The organism is Flavobacterium seoulense (assembly GCF_000695795.1).
GTDB classification, from domain to species: domain Bacteria; phylum Bacteroidota; class Bacteroidia; order Flavobacteriales; family Flavobacteriaceae; genus Flavobacterium; species Flavobacterium seoulense.
The window spans coordinates 148,932-166,755 of record NZ_JNCA01000016.1; the positions used below are offsets into that span (position 1 = coordinate 148,932).

16 protein-coding genes are annotated in these 17,824 nt (G+C 32.1%); 7 read left to right on the top strand and 9 right to left on the bottom strand.

Annotated elements, in window-relative coordinates; genetic code table 11:
* Window positions 1–120: 120 nt before the first annotated feature.
* Window positions 121–3,282, bottom strand: coding sequence for a UvrD-helicase domain-containing protein (locus FEM21_RS08635; protein ID WP_035659563.1), 3,162 nt, complete (start codon window positions 3,280–3,282; stop codon window positions 121–123).
* 166 nt (window positions 3,283–3,448) lie between these two features.
* Here FEM21_RS08635 and rbfA point away from each other — a divergent pair, with 166 nt between their 5' ends.
* Both rbfA and FEM21_RS08645 read left to right on the top strand, forming a co-directional pair.
* Window positions 3,449–3,841: a 30S ribosome-binding factor RbfA gene (rbfA, locus tag FEM21_RS08640; protein WP_035659564.1), complete on the top strand. Its 393-nt coding sequence runs from the start codon at window positions 3,449–3,451 to the stop codon at window positions 3,839–3,841.
* 3 nt (window positions 3,842–3,844) lie between these two features.
* Window positions 3,845–5,044: an ABC transporter permease gene (locus FEM21_RS08645; RefSeq protein WP_035659565.1), complete on the top strand. Its 1,200-nt coding sequence runs from the start codon at window positions 3,845–3,847 to the stop codon at window positions 5,042–5,044.
* Window positions 5,045–5,063: 19 nt separating this feature from the next.
* Here FEM21_RS08645 and dusB read toward each other — a convergent pair whose 3' ends face one another.
* From dusB to FEM21_RS08660, 3 genes are read right to left on the bottom strand one after another with little or no spacing between them, the layout of a single operon-like run.
* A complete protein-coding gene (gene dusB / locus FEM21_RS08650; protein ID WP_035659566.1) occupies window positions 5,064–6,056 on the bottom strand; it encodes a tRNA dihydrouridine synthase DusB in 993 nt (330 codons plus the stop codon).
* Between the two features lie 40 nt (window positions 6,057–6,096).
* Window positions 6,097–6,888: a TIGR03915 family putative DNA repair protein gene (locus FEM21_RS08655; protein WP_236353584.1), complete on the bottom strand. Its 792-nt coding sequence runs from the start codon at window positions 6,886–6,888 to the stop codon at window positions 6,097–6,099.
* Window positions 6,842–8,122, bottom strand: coding sequence for a putative DNA modification/repair radical SAM protein (locus tag FEM21_RS08660; RefSeq protein ID WP_035659755.1), 1,281 nt, complete (start codon window positions 8,120–8,122; stop codon window positions 6,842–6,844). Before FEM21_RS08660 ends, FEM21_RS08655 begins: the two co-directional genes overlap by 47 nt.
* A gap of 183 nt (window positions 8,123–8,305) precedes the next feature.
* Between FEM21_RS08660 and lepA the strand changes: the two genes are divergently transcribed.
* The 4 genes from lepA (at window position 8,306) to FEM21_RS08680 (ending at window position 11,779) form a co-directional block, all read left to right on the top strand.
* Window positions 8,306–10,102, top strand: coding sequence for a translation elongation factor 4 (gene lepA / locus FEM21_RS08665; protein WP_035659570.1), 1,797 nt, complete (start codon window positions 8,306–8,308; stop codon window positions 10,100–10,102).
* Between the two features lie 117 nt (window positions 10,103–10,219).
* A complete protein-coding gene (locus FEM21_RS08670) occupies window positions 10,220–10,441 on the top strand; it encodes an addiction module protein (protein WP_035659572.1) in 222 nt (73 codons plus the stop codon).
* Window positions 10,442–10,445: 4 nt separating this feature from the next.
* On the top strand, window positions 10,446–10,751 hold the full coding sequence (locus FEM21_RS08675) for a type II toxin-antitoxin system RelE/ParE family toxin (RefSeq protein ID WP_035659575.1): 306 nt from the start codon (window positions 10,446–10,448) through the stop codon (window positions 10,749–10,751).
* 74 nt (window positions 10,752–10,825) lie between these two features.
* A complete protein-coding gene (locus tag FEM21_RS08680) occupies window positions 10,826–11,779 on the top strand; it encodes a helix-turn-helix transcriptional regulator (protein WP_035659577.1) in 954 nt (317 codons plus the stop codon).
* 92 nt (window positions 11,780–11,871) lie between these two features.
* On the opposite strand, the gene FEM21_RS08685 is transcribed toward FEM21_RS08680, so the two are convergent.
* Window positions 11,872–12,351, bottom strand: a complete 480-nt coding sequence (locus tag FEM21_RS08685) for a DinB family protein (RefSeq protein ID WP_035659578.1) — start codon at window positions 12,349–12,351, stop codon at window positions 11,872–11,874.
* A gap of 176 nt (window positions 12,352–12,527) precedes the next feature.
* Between FEM21_RS08685 and thiL the strand changes: the two genes are divergently transcribed.
* The gene (thiL, locus tag FEM21_RS08690; protein WP_035659580.1) at window positions 12,528–13,574 is read left to right on the top strand and encodes a thiamine-phosphate kinase; all 1,047 of its coding nucleotides are present in this window, start codon (window positions 12,528–12,530) and stop codon (window positions 13,572–13,574) included.
* Between the two features lie 71 nt (window positions 13,575–13,645).
* Here the strand turns inward: thiL and FEM21_RS08695 are convergent, their stop codons facing one another.
* The 4 genes from FEM21_RS08695 to FEM21_RS08710 form a co-directional block, all read right to left on the bottom strand.
* Window positions 13,646–14,335, bottom strand: coding sequence for a response regulator transcription factor (locus tag FEM21_RS08695; protein ID WP_035659581.1), 690 nt, complete (start codon window positions 14,333–14,335; stop codon window positions 13,646–13,648).
* A 19-nt stretch (window positions 14,336–14,354) separates the two neighbouring features.
* A complete protein-coding gene (locus FEM21_RS08700) occupies window positions 14,355–16,355 on the bottom strand; it encodes a tetratricopeptide repeat-containing sensor histidine kinase (protein WP_035659582.1) in 2,001 nt (666 codons plus the stop codon).
* A 133-nt stretch (window positions 16,356–16,488) separates the two neighbouring features.
* Window positions 16,489–16,764 (bottom strand): hypothetical protein, encoded by a 276-nt coding sequence (locus FEM21_RS08705; RefSeq protein WP_035659584.1) that lies wholly within the window; start codon window positions 16,762–16,764, stop codon window positions 16,489–16,491.
* Between the two features lie 177 nt (window positions 16,765–16,941).
* The gene (locus FEM21_RS08710; protein WP_236353587.1) at window positions 16,942–17,805 is read right to left on the bottom strand and encodes a LytR/AlgR family response regulator transcription factor; all 864 of its coding nucleotides are present in this window, start codon (window positions 17,803–17,805) and stop codon (window positions 16,942–16,944) included.
* Window positions 17,806–17,824: the final 19 nt, after the last annotated feature.

The window sequence follows — 17,824 nt, forward strand, 5'->3', positions numbered from 1 at the left end:
TACAATCAAAGGAAATTTGGTCGTATCATATTATATAAATTAACTTGAAAAAATTTAAAAAAATAACAAGTTTTTTTCTGTTAAAAATAAAATTTTAAGGTTTTTTCTTTCGTAATTTATTTAAAAGTGTTTAACTTCTATTTTCTCGCTAATGTATACTAATATTTTTTTCTCAACATAAAATCCCATTAACTCAATCGCATCCTGATAGTCTTGTAACTGTTTCTGATATTTTGAATTATGAACTCCAGTTTTGTAATCTAATAAAAGAACTTTTTTGTCTTTTGTAATCACCATTCTATCCGGTTTTATAATTCTTCCTGCTTTTTGAATAATGGTTTGTTCATTTAAAACTTCATTTTCTTCTGTAAAAAAGACTTTTAATTCGTTATGATTTACGATTTCCTGAATCGTATTAAAAACCAAATCTTTTTGAGTTGAATTTATCAAACCATTTTCAATAGCTCTACTTATAGCTAAACCAACATCATTTTTTGTTTTTACAAAAGATAAGATTTCATGAATTACATTTCCATACTCAATAGATTCCTGTTGATGTGTTCCCCACATTAAAGCTTCTTTTTGCGCAATTTTAATATTCTTAGGGTCTAATGTTTGCTCAACAATTCCAATATTTTTAGATGTATCAAGGTATTTACTTGCTGATGAAATTTTAGTTTTATTTCCAAATTCATACTCAAACAACTCCTCCTCAAAAACTCCTTTATTCATCAAATAATTAATAAAAAAAGTACACATGTTATTTTTAGGAATTTCACCTTTTTTAGACAAATTCATATTCGAAATAACATATAATTGTTCTTCTGCACGAGTTAGAGCAACATACAACACATTAACATTATCTAATAATTCCTCTTGCTTTTTTTGGTCATAAATTGATTTAGCTCCTTCACCAAATCCTTCTACAGCACTACTATTATCAATCAATACCTTTGGCAAACCTAAGTCCATTTCTTCTGCATCGAGCCACAATTTATCTTTTGGTTTTCTATTATAATCTTCCTCAGCAAAAGGCATGATTACCACCGGAAACTCTAATCCTTTCGATTTATGAATGGTCATAATTCGAACCGCATTATTTCCTTCCGGCGAAGGAATACTGAATTTCTCTCCATTTTTGTCCCAAAAAACCAAAAAATCAGCTATTCCGGCCTGATTTCGTACATCACGCTCTAAAACAATATCTAAGAAATATTGAATATAAGCATTCCCTTTTTGATTAGTATTAGAAAGAAACTTTGAAACAATTATCTCAACCGCTTCATAAAGCGACTTTTTTCGAATGTTTTGAAATGAAAGCGAAATATCAAATTGCATAAGCCATTTTTCAAAATCGGCTTCTTGTCTCTGTTCCATTCCTTTTGCAATAAAATCATGAACAGCTAATTGATCCTGAATATTTTCGGCAACATAATACAAGAAAAAGGCTTTCGACTCTAAATCGGCATTATTTTTAAGATATTTTAAAAGATGAATGATAAAACGTACCTCAGTTGCATTTTGAATCATTAAAGTTTCTGAAGACAACAAAGGAATATTTTGCTCCGTCAAATAATTTGCAATTGCAATTCCTTCACTTCTTTTACGGGTCAGGATCACAATATCCTTATATTGAAAACCTTCTTGTAAAACTTTATGAATAGTATTTAAAGTAGCCAAAACATACAATTCTGTCTTATCCAAAACTTCTTCTTCATTGTCTTCAGCTACCTCAGTTTTTGGGATAAAAGAAATATTGATATAACCTCCTGTCTTATCATTTGTATGCTGATAACTGTGGTTTTCATATAAATTTTTATAATCTAAATGCTCAAATTCAGAAGAAATTAATCTAAAGAAATCATTATTGAATTCTATTATTTGCGAATAGGAACGATAATTTTTATCTAAATGCTCTAACTTTTTATCTGGATTGTTAAACGGATTTACCTCCTTACTTAATTCTATAAACTGTTCAGCTTTTCCGCCACGCCAACGGTAAATCGATTGTTTTGGATCACCAACAATCATTAAAGTTCCTTTATTTCCATAATCGTCCTGACCTGAAAGTGCATTATCAATCAACGGAATCAGATTTTGCCATTGCATCTCCGACGTATCCTGAAACTCATCAATAAAAAAATGACGGTAACGCTCGCCCAGTCGTTCGTATATAAAAGGAGCTGGCTGGTTTTGAATTTCGCGATGAATGATAGCATTAAATTCAGATATTGAAAGTACATTTTGCTCTTCCTGAATTTTAGCCAATTCATTACTTACCGTGTTCAACAATGAAAGTGGGGTTATATTTTTAAGGAAAGCTTTATAAAAATCTCTTTTTTCGAAATTTTCATAAATCGTTTCCATAATTTGCAAAAGTTCCGGAATTAGATTTTCGATTATAGCCCGATCCTTAGCCGTTTTATTAATTTTTATATCCTCAAATTCGTGGTAGGTTTTATTTTTTGGATTAAATTTTCCATCTACAATACTTTGAATATGTTTAGGAAAATAAGCTCCTGAAAATGATTTTACATCAATTCCGTTATTATCAATTAAAAGCAATGCGTTTTCGGCAAAAACTACGTTTTCTTTTTCTAAATCCTTACAAACGGCGATTAATTTCTTTTTAATTTCAACAAATTCAGTTATAGTTTTATCCTGAAATTGCAGAATCTCATTTCGATTATTTTCATTCAAAACCAATTTTCCTGTTTCCATTATTTCTCTCGAAATATCCCAGGATTTATCATCATCGGTTTTTTCCATCGTAAAATCGATGAGCAACTTCGTTAGAGTTTCGTCTTCACCCGCCTGAGCAATAATGGCATCTATGGCTTCAGTCAATAAATTTTCGGTGTCCAAAGTCACTTCAAAAGTCATCGGTAAATTCAAATCGTGTGCAAAAGCACGAATGACTTTATGTGTGAATTTATCAATAGTCGAAATATCAAAAGCTGCATAATTATGAATAATATGCTTGATAATTTGCTGTGATTTAGTTTTAATCTGAATCAGCGAAAGTTGGGTAGCTATAGCCAAATCCCGCATTAAATCCTGAGCTTTTACAGAAGGTTCATCCTTAGCAAATTCAGACAAACTGCCCACAATACGGCTTTTCATTTCGTGTACCGCCTTATTGGTAAAAGTAATGGCCAGAATATTACGATAAGCATCATTCTTTGGGGAAGTCAGAATGATTTTCAGGTATTCTTTGACTAAAGTATAGGTTTTTCCGGAACCTGCCGAAGCGTCGTATATTGAAAAAGAGTGTCTTTGCATAAGTTTTTGTTGTTGATTACCCAAAACCCTAGCCCCGGTAGAAGCGGCATCCTCTTGTATTGCGTTAGCAAATACAAGAGATAGAGCGGATAACGGGAAATAGCTCCTAAAAAATCAGAAACTATAAAATTGCATTTTTAATGCTTAAAAGTAGTATTTTTGCAGTATGGAAACAAACAGACAAAAAAAAATAGGCGGAGTTATCCAAAAAGATTTGGTGGATATTCTTCAGGGTGAAGTGAGAAAAAATGGTGTTAGTAACTTAGTTATTTCGGTATCTAAGGTATCGGTGACTACTGATTTATCTGTGGCTACCGTATATTTAAGCATTTTTCCTCAGGAAAAAGCGCAAGAAACTTTAAACGGAATTAAATCGAATACTACATTGATTAAACACGATTTAGCACAACGCGTTCGTAAACAATTACGCCGGGTTCCTAATCTGGTTTTCTTTATTGACGACTCTTTAGATTATATCGAAAAAATTGACAACGCTTTGAAAAACCAGGAAAATCCAATTGAAAACAGGGATTTATTAGAAAAAAGAAGACAGTTTTAGCAATTGAATTTTCCACTTTACATAGCCAAACGCTACATTCGTAGCAATAGCAAAAACAACGCTATTAACATTATTAACCGTATCGCAAGTATGGGAATTATTGTTGGCGCTATGGCTTTATTCGTGGTTTTATCGGTTTTTAGCGGATTGAAAGTTTTTAGTCTTTCGTTTAGTAATGACATTGATCCTGATTTAAAAATTTCGAGCACTTTAGGTAAATCTTTTTTTATTACACCTGAACAAGAAGCTGAAATAAGGAAAATAAATGGCGTTGTTTCTTATTCTAAAATTATTGAAGAACGTGTTTTATTTACTTTTGATAATAAACAAGAAGTAACTTATCTTAAAGGTGTTGACACCAACTACAATAAAGTTAACGATGTCAATAAAATTATCTATAACGGACAATGGCTTGAAAAAAACACGCTTCAGGTGGTTGTAGGTTTTGGTTTTGTTCAAAAACTTTCCTTAGGATTATTGGATTTCAACAAACATCTGGAAGTTTTAGTTCCAAAAGCAGGTAAAGGGACTATTGAAAGTGCCGAAGATGCTTTTAATAAATCGGAGATTTTCCCGGTAGGAATTTATGCGATTAACGAAGATTTGGATTCTAAATACGTCTTTGCTGACTTAGGCTTAGCTCAGGAATTATTAGAATACAAAAGCAATCAAATTTCGGGAATTGAACTTAAAGAAAAACCTAATGCCGATGAAATTGCAATTATCAATCAGTTAAATACTATTTTTAAAGGAAAAGTAACGGTAAAAAACAGAGCACAACTCAATGAATCGCTTTATAAAATGCTGAATACCGAAAATATTGCTGTGTATTTAATTTTTACTCTTGTAATAATTGTGGCGCTTTTTAACCTGATTGGAGCTTTGATTATGATGATTCTTGACAAAAAAGGAAATCTAAAAACACTTTTTAATCTGGGAGTTGAAATTAAAAACTTACGCAAAATATTCCTGCTACAAGGCACTTTACTAAGTCTTTTTGGCGGCCTTATCGGATTGACCCTTGGAATCGTAATTGTACTTTTACAACAACATTTTGAATGGGTCATGATAACTCCAACACTAGCTTACCCAGTAGTTTTTTCGATAGAAAATGTACTAATTGTTATGCTTACAATTGTTTCTCTAGGCTTTATCGCTTCATTAATAGCCAGTAGTCGTGTGAGTAAAAAGTTGTTGGATTAGAAATTATAATTTTCATTCTTTACACCACTTCGTAACCTGCATAAGCCTGAGTAATCTCATCTAAAACAGCAAATAACTCTTCAGGATGATCCAGCGTAACTAATTTTTGTTTGTAGGTTTTAAACGAATGGATTCCTTTAAAATAATTCGTATAATGCGGTCTGGTTTCAACAATTCCTAATCGCTCACCTTTCCAGTCCATTGCCCAGGTTAAGTGATTGCGAACAGCTTCTACTCTGTCGGCAACTGTAGGTTTTGCTAAATGTTCACCAGTTTTAAAATAATGCTTGATTTCGTTAAAAATCCATGGATAACCAATAGCAGCACGACCTATCATGATTCCGTCGATACCGTATTCGTTTTTATACTGTAATGCTTTTTCAGGCGAATCAATATCTCCATTTCCGAAAATTGGCATCGTAATTCTTGGGTTGTTTTTCACTCTTGCAATATGCGACCAGTCTGAATGACCTTTGTACATTTGGGCACGGGTACGAGCATGAATACTCAAAGCGGCAACACCAATATCCTGTAAACGCTCAGCCACCTCATCGATGTTAATCGAACTATCATCCCAACCCAAACGGGTTTTTACCGTAACAGGCAAATGAGTACTGTCGATAACAGCTTTCGTTAAACGAATCATCAAATCGACATCTTTCAAAACTCCGGCACCGGCACCTTTACAAACTACTTTTTTTACCGGACAACCAAAGTTAATATCAATCAAATCCGGATTTACAGTAGAAACAATTTTTGACGAAAGTGCCATTGCTTCTTCATCACCACCAAAAATCTGAATTCCAACAGGACGTTCGTAATCAAAAATATCCAGTTTCATTCGGCTTTTAATCGCATCACGAATCAAACCTTCAGAAGAAATAAATTCAGAATACATCATATCAGCTCCGTGCATTTTACACAAACGACGAAATGGCGGATCGCTCACATCTTCCATTGGTGCAAGTAACAGTGGGAAATCCGGTAATTCTATGTTGCCTATCTTAATCATCTTCTGAAATTTGCTGCAAAAATACGGCTTTCATACAATTCTAAAAAATTTTCTTCTCAGTAAGGTATTTCCAATAGCGTTTTGGCACATGTTGTAAGTGAAGTTTGCTGTTTTTTCGCTCCTTAATATTCGTGTGATCAAAATATTCCCACCAAAGTTTCTGGTAATTAAGTTCAGTTTCTGAAAACACCTGATTGTTTTTATCATTTAAAGATTTTATGTCCAAATCCATCGAAACAATTTCAACATCATTTAAATCATAATACACTCCATATTTTCTTCGTAAATCATAAATGAGCCACTTTTGATCCTGATAACGGTTTTTAAAATGCCGGATTATTAAAGTCAGAACATCAAAATCGGGATCAATTTTAGCAAAATAAATTCCGTCTTTCAATTGTTCAAATCGAATAAAAGCTTCCATTCGGTGTTTTTCTCGCCCAACACTTTTTGTTATTTGTGCAATTTGCAAAACCGAATCTCTGGAATAATTTTTCAGCACATTAACTCCAGGATTTTCTACCGAATAATTAATTACATCAAACAATAAATCTTCTACATTTTCCTTTTCAGAAAGAAAAGTATAAATCAAATTTCGAACACCTTCAGCTCCTAATTGTGAATTTAATTTTTTAATTACCCGATCTGATTTTACATTATCGGTTATAATTTCGATTGAGCTTGCAAATAAATATTGCTGATTATTCTCTGCCTTAATAATTTTTGGACTCGAATATTTGAACTCGTAAATCTCAAAAATGGCGGTCAAAAAACCTTCAAAAGTACTATCGTAAGAAAGCAGCGTCATTGAGTAGCGATAATTGGTTATCAAACGGTTTTTCGAATTTGGACTTCATGTCTGTCAGAATAATTTCTTTTAGATTCAAGGCTTCCAGGAATTTTAAATGCGTATTTTCATTACTAACCGAAATAAAATATTTGGCCCGATTTACCGAAACTCCTATTTTCTTAAGATGTTCCATCGTTAAATTTTGAAATCTTCTGGCATGAACAATCTTGTGTGCCGATTTTACTCCAATTCCCGGAACACGCAAAATCATTTCTAAAGGTGCATGCTGAATAATTACTGGAAATTGAGTAATATTTCGTAAAGCCCAACCCATTTTTGGATCGACTTCTAAATCCAGAAACGGATTTGATTTTTCCAAAATTTCATTGGCTTTAAAACCATAAAAACGCATCAGCCAGTCGGCCTGATACAATCTGTTTTCACGAATTAACGGAACTTGTGTCCCAATAGCAGGCAATCGTGTATCATTAGAAATAGGCACATAACCCGAATAATACACTCGCTTCATGTTGAAATTATTATAAAAATGATCGGCAACGTGAATGATTTGAAAATCATTTTCCTGTGTTGCGCCTACAATCACCTGCGTACTTTGTCCTGCCGGAGCAAATTTTGGCGTGCTCTTAAATTTTTTCTTTTCTTCTTTGTATTGAATGAGCTCATTTTTCACAAATCCCATTGGCTTAATCATATCCTGATGATTTTTGTCAGGCGCCAATAATTTCAACCCCGATTCGGTAGGAATTTCTAAATTCATACTCAATCTATCGGCATATAAACCCGCTTCACGCATTAAATCATCGGACGCTCCAGGAATACTTTTTAGATGAATGTATCCGTTAAATTTATGTTCCAAACGTAATTTTTTAGCAACACGAACCAAACGTTCCATCGTATAATCGGCATTTTTGAAAATTCCGGAACTTAAAAACAAACCTTCAATGTAGTTCCTTCGATAAAAATTGATGGTTAAATCGACCACTTCTTCGACAGTAAAAGCAGCGCGCTCAATGTCGTTACTTTTTCTGGTAACACAATAAGCACAATCGTATATACAAAAATTAGTCAGCAAAATTTTTAGCAATGAAACACATCGTCCATCTTCAGTATAGGTATGACAAATTCCAGACGCTGACGAATCTCCAAGACCTTTGTTAGTATTTTTACGATTTCCACCACTGGAAGAGCAGGACACATCATACTTGGCTGCATCGGCTAAAATTTCCAGTTTTGCTTTTAATTTATCGTAATTCAAAGGAAAGATTTTAGAATTTTGGGTTAACAAAGTTAGCTAAAATTCAGTGCTTAAATTTCTAATTTTGGTTAAATAATTTCCAAAATTTAATGAATTTCAAATTCGCAAATTGTTAAAAACTTTAGCTTATCTTTGCAGCTTAAATGCTATGGCATTTGGTTTTAAAATTGACAGATACAGAAGATGAAGCATATTAGAAATTTTTGCATTATTGCGCATATTGACCACGGAAAAAGCACCCTGGCTGACCGTTTACTTGGGGCAACTCAAACCGTTACGGCTCGTGAAGAAAAGGCTCAACTACTAGACAATATGGACCTGGAACGTGAGCGTGGAATCACGATTAAAAGTCACGCAATCCAAATGGAATATAAATACAAAGGCGAAGAATATATTCTAAACCTAATTGATACTCCGGGTCACGTAGATTTCTCTTATGAGGTTTCCCGATCTATTGCTGCTTGTGAAGGTGCACTTTTAATTGTAGATGCTGCACAAAGTATTCAGGCGCAAACTATTTCGAATTTATATCTGGCTTTAGAAAATGATCTGGAAATTATTCCGGTTTTGAATAAAGTAGATTTACCATCAGCTAATCCTGAAGAGGTAAGCGATGATATTATCGATTTATTGGGCTGTAAACTTGAAGATATTATTCATGCTTCGGGAAAAACCGGTTTTGGTGTTGAAAACATTTTAGCTGCCATTATCGAAAAAATTCCTGCTCCAAAAGGAGAAAAAGAAGAACCTTTACAAGCTTTGATTTTCGATTCTCACTACAATCCGTTTCGTGGAATTGAGGTAATTTTCCGTGTAATGAACGGAGAAATCAAAAAAGGTCAAAAAATTAAATTCATGGCTACAGGCAATGAATATTTTGCTGATGAAGTAGGAACACTGAAATTAAACCAAGTTCCTAAAAATGTGATTTCAACAGGAGATGTTGGTTATTTAATCTCAGGAATCAAAGAAGCCAAAGAAGTAAAAGTAGGAGATACCATCACCGATGCTAAAACTCCTACCACTAATATGATTACTGGTTTTGAGGATGTAAAACCAATGGTATTTGCCGGAATTTATCCGGTTGACACCGAAGATTACGAAGACCTTAGAGCTTCGATGGAAAAATTGCAGTTAAATGATGCTTCATTAGTATTTAGTGCCGAAAGTTCTGCAGCTTTAGGTTTTGGTTTCCGTTGTGGATTCTTAGGAATGTTGCACATGGAAATTATTCAGGAACGTTTAGAGCGTGAATTTAACATGACTGTAATTACCACAGTTCCTAACGTTTCTTATTTGGCTTACACTAAAAAAGAGCCAGATACAGCCATCATAGTAAACAACCCTAGTGATTTACCTGATGCTACAAAGTTAGACCGCGTAGAAGAGCCTTATATCAAAGCAACAATTATTACCAAAGCTGATTTTGTGGGTAACGTAATGAGTTTGTGTATTGAAAAACGTGGACAAATTACAAACCAAACCTATTTGACAACCGAACGTGTTGAATTAAATTTCGATATGCCATTGGCTGAAATTGTATTCGATTTTTACGATAGATTAAAAACGGTTTCTAAAGGATATGCTTCATTTGATTATTCTCCAATAGGAATGAGAGAATCAAAATTAGTTAAAATGGATATTTTGCTAAATGCGAATCAACTGGATGCGCTTTCAGCATTAATTCACGCTGATAACGCCTATACTATTGGTAAAAAGATGTGTGAAAAATTGCGTGAATTAATTCCGCGTCAGCAATTTGAAATCCCGATTCAGGCTTCGATTGGAGCTAAAATTATTGCTCGTGAAACCATCAAAGCACTTCGTAAAGACGTTACTGCAAAATGTTACGGTGGGGATATTTCGCGTAAACGTAAACTTTTAGAAAAACAGAAAAAAGGTAAAAAACGTATGCGTCAGGTAGGAAACGTAGAGATTCCTCAAGAAGCATTTATGGCTGTACTTAAATTAAATGATTAATTTTTTTTCTAGAAAGCAGAGAAAAGAATATAGAATAAAGAGAAAACCTGATGATGAAAATTGTCAGGTTTTTTTGTTTAGATTATTTTGAATATTTTTTTCACTAACTTTGTTATTATGGAAACTATAAAACTAAATATCGATTTGAGCCTCAATCAATTGATTGAAGCTATTAAACAACTGTCACCTAAAGACAGATTAAAAATTAATGATGTTATTTGGAATGATAATATAGAAATCCCTGTTGAACATCAAAAAATAGTTTTAGATAGAATGGCGAAATCCAAAGCAAATCCTAAAAGACTTTTGGACTGGGATGAAGTTTCTAAAAATCTATAACTAATTGAGTTATCATTTAAAAATAGATGAAGATGCATTCAAAGATATTCAAGATACTTTTGAATGGTATGAATTACAATTAAAAGGATTAGGTTTACGCTACAAAACACAAACCAAGAAGCAAATTAATGATTTAAAAAAAGATCCTTATCTGTTTTCAATAAAATACAATAGTATTCGCTGTCGAAAAATTGAAAAATTTCCTTTTCTTATTCATTATGAAATTAATGAAGAAACTAAAACAGTCACAGTATTCGCAATTTTTCACACTTCCAGAAATCCAGAAATTTGGAAAAGAAACAATAAGTAGAAGTACTTCTGTTTTACATTTTTGAAATGTATCTTAGCTTCTCAAAAGCTTAGTAACTCAGAACCTTCTAAAAAATGGACGAAACCCCAAAACGATTTGACCGTATTGTTGCTATTTTGATTCAATTACAGTCCAAAAAGATTGTAAAAGCACAGGAATTGGCTAATCGGTTTGATTGTAGTTTACGCACTATTTATCGTGACATTCGTACGCTGGAAGCTTCGGGCGTTCCTATTTATAGTGAGGCAGGCGTGGGTTATGCTTTGATGGAAGGTTATCGGTTGCCTCCGGTTATGTTTACGCGTGAAGAAGCCAGTAGCTTTATTGCCGCCGAAAAATTAATGCAAAAATTTACCGATGTTACTCTTGGCAATCATTACGCTTCGGCAATGTACAAGTTAAAAGCCGTACTTCGAAGTGATGATAAGGATTGGGTTTCCAGCATTGAATCGAATATTTTAATGCAGTCTTCAGAACAGCTTTTTAATGATAAATCGCCTAATACTTTAGCTACTATTTTTGAAAGTATTGCCGAAAAAACACAGGTAATTCTGTCGTATGAAGCTATTCAATCGGAAGGAATTACAATGCGAAATATTGAGCCTGTTGGAGTTTTCCACGACAATAACAATTGGTATATGTTAGGCTATTGTCATTTACGGAAAGATTATCGTCAGTTTCGGACTGATCGGGTTCATGAAATCAAGAAAACCGAAATTCCTTTCTCGATAGAACACGATGCTTTAGAAACCTATTTGGATAAAGATAAAAATGTTTCCACTACCAAAATCAGGATTTTGATTGATCGAAAAATTGGAAAATATTTGAAAAACGACCGAAAATATTATGGTTTTGTTTCGGAAAAAACAATTGGAGATAAAACAGAAATGACATTTATGTGTAGCACATTGGAAGGATTTTCACGTTGGTTTTTAATGTTTGGAGATTATGCAACAATATTGGAACCCGAAAATTTGAAAATCCGAATTCTGGAATTATTAGAAATAAACAAACAGCGTCTTTTATAAAAAACACTGTTTGTATTTATAAACCATTAAGACATTAAGAAAATTAAGTTTTTAGCCTTAATGAAACTTAATATCTTAATGGTAAATTAAATTTATCTCTCCCAGAAAAAAGGTGGTTCGATACCTAAAGCACGTAAATACACATATCCCTGACCACGATGATGCACTTCGTTATCAATAAAATATAAAATATTCTGGATAATCGGAAATTCATATTGACCAAATAAATTAAAAGTCTCGTTAAAATCTTCTATGGTTAATTTTTCCCAATTCTGATTGATTTCTTCAGTGGCTTCATCCCATTTTTCAAGATATTGCGCTTTGAAAATTAATTTTTCTTCACCCTCTGCAAAAGGCTTAACTTCTCTGTTTACAATTCCTTTTAAGGCCGGCGATGCAATAGCCAAAAGCTCCTCGATTAATTTTGCAAAAGTTCGCATTCCTCCTATCGAAAATTCAAAGAAATCTTTTTCTGGAAATAATTCGATCACTCTACGTGTTAAGGCGCGATGTCCTTGCCAATGTTTCAATAAATCTTCCGGAGTAATCACTTGTGCTGCTAACGTTTTCATAATTTTAAAGTTTTATATTTTTACTTTTTCAAAAGTAAATACGGCTGGTGACAACAGTTTGTCAGTAGCTTTTCAATTTCTTAAAATTATTTTCAAAACTAAAATCACTTGCAAATAGATTTCTTTTCAGCTAGATAAAAGCTTCGTATCTTTGCCAGCAAAACATTTGAATAAAGATGATCGAAGATAAAAATCCGCAACGCACCAGTATATCTCAATTAGGCGAATTTGGCTTAATTGAACATTTGACTAAAAATTTCGAAATTAACCAAAGTTCAACACTTAAAGGAATTGGCGATGATGCTGCCGTTTTAGATTTCAAAGACAAAAAAGTAGTAGTTTCGACCGATATTATGGTTGAAGGCGTTCATTTTGATTTGGCTTACATGCCATTAAAACATTTGGGTTACAAAGCAGTTGTTTCTAATGTCTCCGACATTTGTGCGATGAATGCCAAGGCTACTCAAATTACAGTTTCGATTGCTGTTTCTAATCGTTTTCCGCTGGAAGCTCTGGAAGAATTATTCCACGGAATTACATTGGCTGCCAATGAATACAAAATAGATGTTATTGGTGGCGATACGACTTCATCGCAAAAAGGATTAATCATAAGTATTACTGTTTTAGGCGAAGCTGATGAAGAAGAAATTGTTTATAGAAATGGTGCAAAATCAACTGATTTATTAGTAGTAACCGGCGATATTGGCGCAGCTTACATGGGATTGCAGGTTTTAGAAAGAGAAAAGCAAGTATTTCAGGTAAACCCAAATTCGCAACCTGATTTAGAATTATATACTTATTTAATTGAACGCCAATTAAAACCCGAAGCCAGAGCAGATGTTCGCACTTTATTACACGCTTTAGAAATAAAACCAACAGCAATGATCGATATTTCGGATGGCTTATCCTCTGAAATTATTCATATCTGCAAGCAATCTAAAGTGGGTTGTAATTTATATGAAGATAAATTACCACTTGATCCGCAATTTATCAATGTATGTGAAGAATTTGATATCGATAGTACTACTGTAGCGATTAATGGCGGTGAAGATTACGAATTGCTTTTTACTATCCCGATTGATGATTTCGATAAGATTAAAGGAAATCCTAATTTTTCTATCATTGGACACATGACTGAAGAAAGCGAAGGAATTCATTTAGTTACTCGTGCTAATACTAAAATTCCTTTAAAAGCCAGAGGATGGAATGCTTTGAGCGAATAAATTTCAAGAATTAATAAAAAACCGCAAACTCAAGATTATTTTCATGGAGTTTGCGGTTTTTATTTTTTTGATTAAAAAATCAATCCTTTATTTTTAGCTGCTTTAACAAGATCAGTATCATCACCTTCAATAACTTCGAGCAATTCCTTAAGATTTGTCTTCCTGGATTCTATTGCATTTAAAGATATAGGTACAAATTGAGGTATGTCCTGAATTTTCGTTCCTTTTGACAAATGAAATAATATTTGTTTATCGAACAAATCAATTTCGATCGAATTATCATGCGAACCAAGCATTTCTAAAATTGATTTACTATAGTAGATCTCATCGTTAATTACTTTATCAAAGGTGTTTAGTAATTCATCAAAAGTTAAATCATTTTTAATAACTAATCCTCTTGGATTTACCTTGTTAATCAAGGTTTTTAATTTTAAAAACTCCGTAAACATCGTCAACATGATAATTTTGCAATTTGGCATATATTGCAAAATCAATTTTGCTAAATCTTCTCCTGAGTGAAGCCCTTTTTCTTCATAAGGAGGCATACTAATATCCAGAAATGCGACATCAAAAACTAAATCATCGGTATTCGTAATTAATTCATATGCCGATTCACAATCTTTGGCTTCTGAAATCGAAAAATCATATTCAACCGGATTGTACCTTGTTATAGCATTTTTATATCCCTGAATAATAAAAGGATGATCGTCAACAATTAAGATGTTTTTTTTAAGTTTGACTTGGAGGCTTTCAGTTGTCATTCACTTAGATTATTATCGATTATTCTAACGGAATGGTTACCGTAGTTGTTGTTCCTTCACCTTTTTTAGATTTTATAGCAAATTCTCCATTACATTCTTTCGCACGTGAAATCATATTTTGCAAACCAATTCCTTTTTTCTTAAGATTAACATTGAAACCAACACCATCATCAGCAATTACCAGAACAATGCTATCTTCTTGTTTTTTAAGATCTACTTTAATTGTCGTTGCATTAGCATATTTATTAATATTTTGCAAAGACTCCTGAATAATTCTGTATAAATTAATCTTCACTGAATTGACAGCTAAATCCCATTTTATAGACGAATCAATATTAGAAATCAATTTAGATGGAAATGTTTTTCTTTGTTCCTCAAATAAATTGTCGACAATTGCAACGAAGTTATTAATTAATTCTGATTTTTCTCTATTTAAATCATGTGAAATTTCACGAATATCCTGTTCAATATTTTTTAATTCGGATAAATAATCATTTCGCTGACTAACAGCTAAATCATCATTAAATTGATTCAAGCCTTCTAAATTCATCCGTACACCAAACATCCTACCCAAAACACCATCATGCAATTCCTGCGCCACACGTTTTTTTTCCTGAACTCTATTAGCTTCAATAGTATTTTGTTGAGATATCATCAAATTATAAATATCCTCATTGGCTTTTTGCTGTTGCTGTTTGTATAAAAGCTCTCTGTTTTTAGCTTTTTGCGATTTAATGATATAAATAAAAAGTCCTAAAATAGTTAGGCAACTAAAAAAGTAAACCAGATTTCGATTTTTGGTTGCAAGATCAGTATTCTCCCCTTTTATTTGATCAGTATCATATTGAATACGTGTAAATTTTTCCCCAATTTTTCGTTCATCTTTCTGTAACTCTTCATTAATACGAATATACTCTTTAGTATAATTGGATGCATTTTGAGGATCAACAATACTAATTTGTTTTAAAGCAAGTAAAATCTCCCTCGGTCTGTTGATTTTTTTTGCCAAGAAAAGCGCTTCTTTGGCAAACTGTAATGATTTCTCTGTATCATCTTTAGAACTATAGTACTCCGAAAGATGAATCTTACTTGAAGGAATTTCAGAACGAAAATTCAAACTATCTCTTATCTTTAATGACTTATAGAACAATTCAGGTAACTCATCATCTTCATTCAAATTATATTTTGAATATCCTAAATTGTCTAATAGTAAAGCATAAATTCTTAAATCCTGATTATCTATTTTTTGTTGTTCGATACCCTTTAAGAAATAATCTTTTGCTAGTTTGTATTTTTTTAACTTCATATAAACCAAGCCTAGATTTAAATAAGAAATCGCCATTGTTTGACTTTTCCCTATTATTTGCATTTCATCTAAACTTTTCAAGGCTTTTTTATGATATAAAATAGCATTTTCATATTCATCCATTCCATTATATACTAAGCCTAATAAGTTATAAGCGTCATAAAAAATCTCAACCTCACTTTTTTCATTTTTTATAATGCGAAGTACATTAAAGATTTCTTTTTCACTGTTTATAAGATCACCCACTCTATATAATAATTCAGCCTTATTAATAAGTGCTTTGGCTAATTGAATTTTATCATTAAGCTTTGCATATACTTTTTCAGCTTTATAATAATATAAAAAAGCAGAATCTGAAACTGATTTTTGAAGATAATAATCACCTAAATAACTAAACGCTTTTGCCATACTAACAGTATCGGCCGCTCTTTCAGAATTATTTAAAACTAAATTTACTGTTTGATTGTATTCTTTCCAATAGTTAAGATTATAATATCTATTAGCTACTTTAAATAAATTAACTCTGTTTAATGAATCATTATCCTGATTTATAACGACCTCATTTGCTTTAAGAATATATTCTAATCTTTTTTGTTTTGAGAGATTAAAGTCATTGGCTGAATCAAAATAAATAGACAAACTATCATTTACAACATTGAAATATTTACCATTTGATTTTCTTTGGTTACACCCAAAAAAAATAAATAATACCATTACCAATATTAACTTTAAACTATTTGTTTTCAAATGTAATTTTCCTGTTTTTTCAAAAATACTAATTTAAAATTAGTTCCATAAAAAAAGGCTATCAAAATTGATAGCCTTAATATATTTAGTTATTTTCTAATTAATCTGTTTTGATTGTTCTAGTTCCTCCATCATTTGAAGTAAAATCGGTTTTAATCGTTCTGGTTCCTCCGTCGTTAGAAGTATAATCAGTTTTGATTGTTCTAGTTCCTCCATCATTTGAAGTGTAATCAGTTTTGATTGTTCTGGTACCTCCGTCGTTTGAAGTATAATCAGTTTTAATTGTTCTAGTACCTCCATCATTAGCAGAAGTTGTGAATGATGTTAAAATCATTACTAAAGAAAATAGTCCGATTGTTACAATAGATTTTTTCATAATTTGGGTTTTTTATGTTTTAATACTTTTTTACTTGTTTAAAAGAAATTGCCTTTGCTTTTTCTTGAAGTAAAATTACATAGCTAACCCTTGTTATATAGGTGTTTTCAGGTGTTTATGGTAGAATGTACCCAATTATGAGTGAATGAATATCAAATCATGGTAGATGGTTATTTTTTAAATTTCAAGATAATTCCCATTAGAAATTTCAGAAATTATTAAATCTATATTAGACTTATATGATTTAGAGAAAGGTAATTTTATAGATGTATTTTTAATGTAACACAATGCATTTCCTGTATGTATTCTGGAAATACAATTACTATTAACAATATAACTGTTATGAATACGAACAAAAGGGTAAGGCAAAACTCCTTCAAAAAGCTTAAGTGTTTTAAAAGCAGTAACCATTTCACCATTGATTAAATGAATATCTGTAGAATTATTATCTGCTTGAAAATAGGCAATATCTCTAGTATCTATATACCTGTAATCACCATATGACTTAACACATAATATAAGAGGATCTCGTTGAATTCCGAGTGTTTCAGACTTAACAACTCCTGTAACAATAATTTCTTCAGGTTCAAAATCAGTTTCTTTAGGATTAACCGTTACTGGTTCTGATTGATCCACTTTATTAGATTTACTAATTTTCAACAATGACTTCACCATATCAAATCGGGTTACCGGTTTGATAAAATAATCTGATACCTCATATTGTATCGCTTCAAATGCTAATTCTTTTTTAGAGGTTGTTACAATAATCTTAGGAACAACATTTAAATACCTATACAATTCACTAATAAGTGCTAATGACAAATTGCTTTTTTTGTCAGCAGGTTCAATTTCAAGAAAAATTAATTTGGGTTTGTGTTCGAGAATTAAATTGAGCCCTTCATTATAATTACTGGCAATACCCAAAAATATAAGTTCTGAAAAACCATCGGTGATCGTTTTCGTCTTTTCAGCACTTTCTTTATTATCATCAATTATGATGTATGAGTAATTCATAGATGGCAATTCCCTACGATTAGGCATAAATAATTATAACAATTGA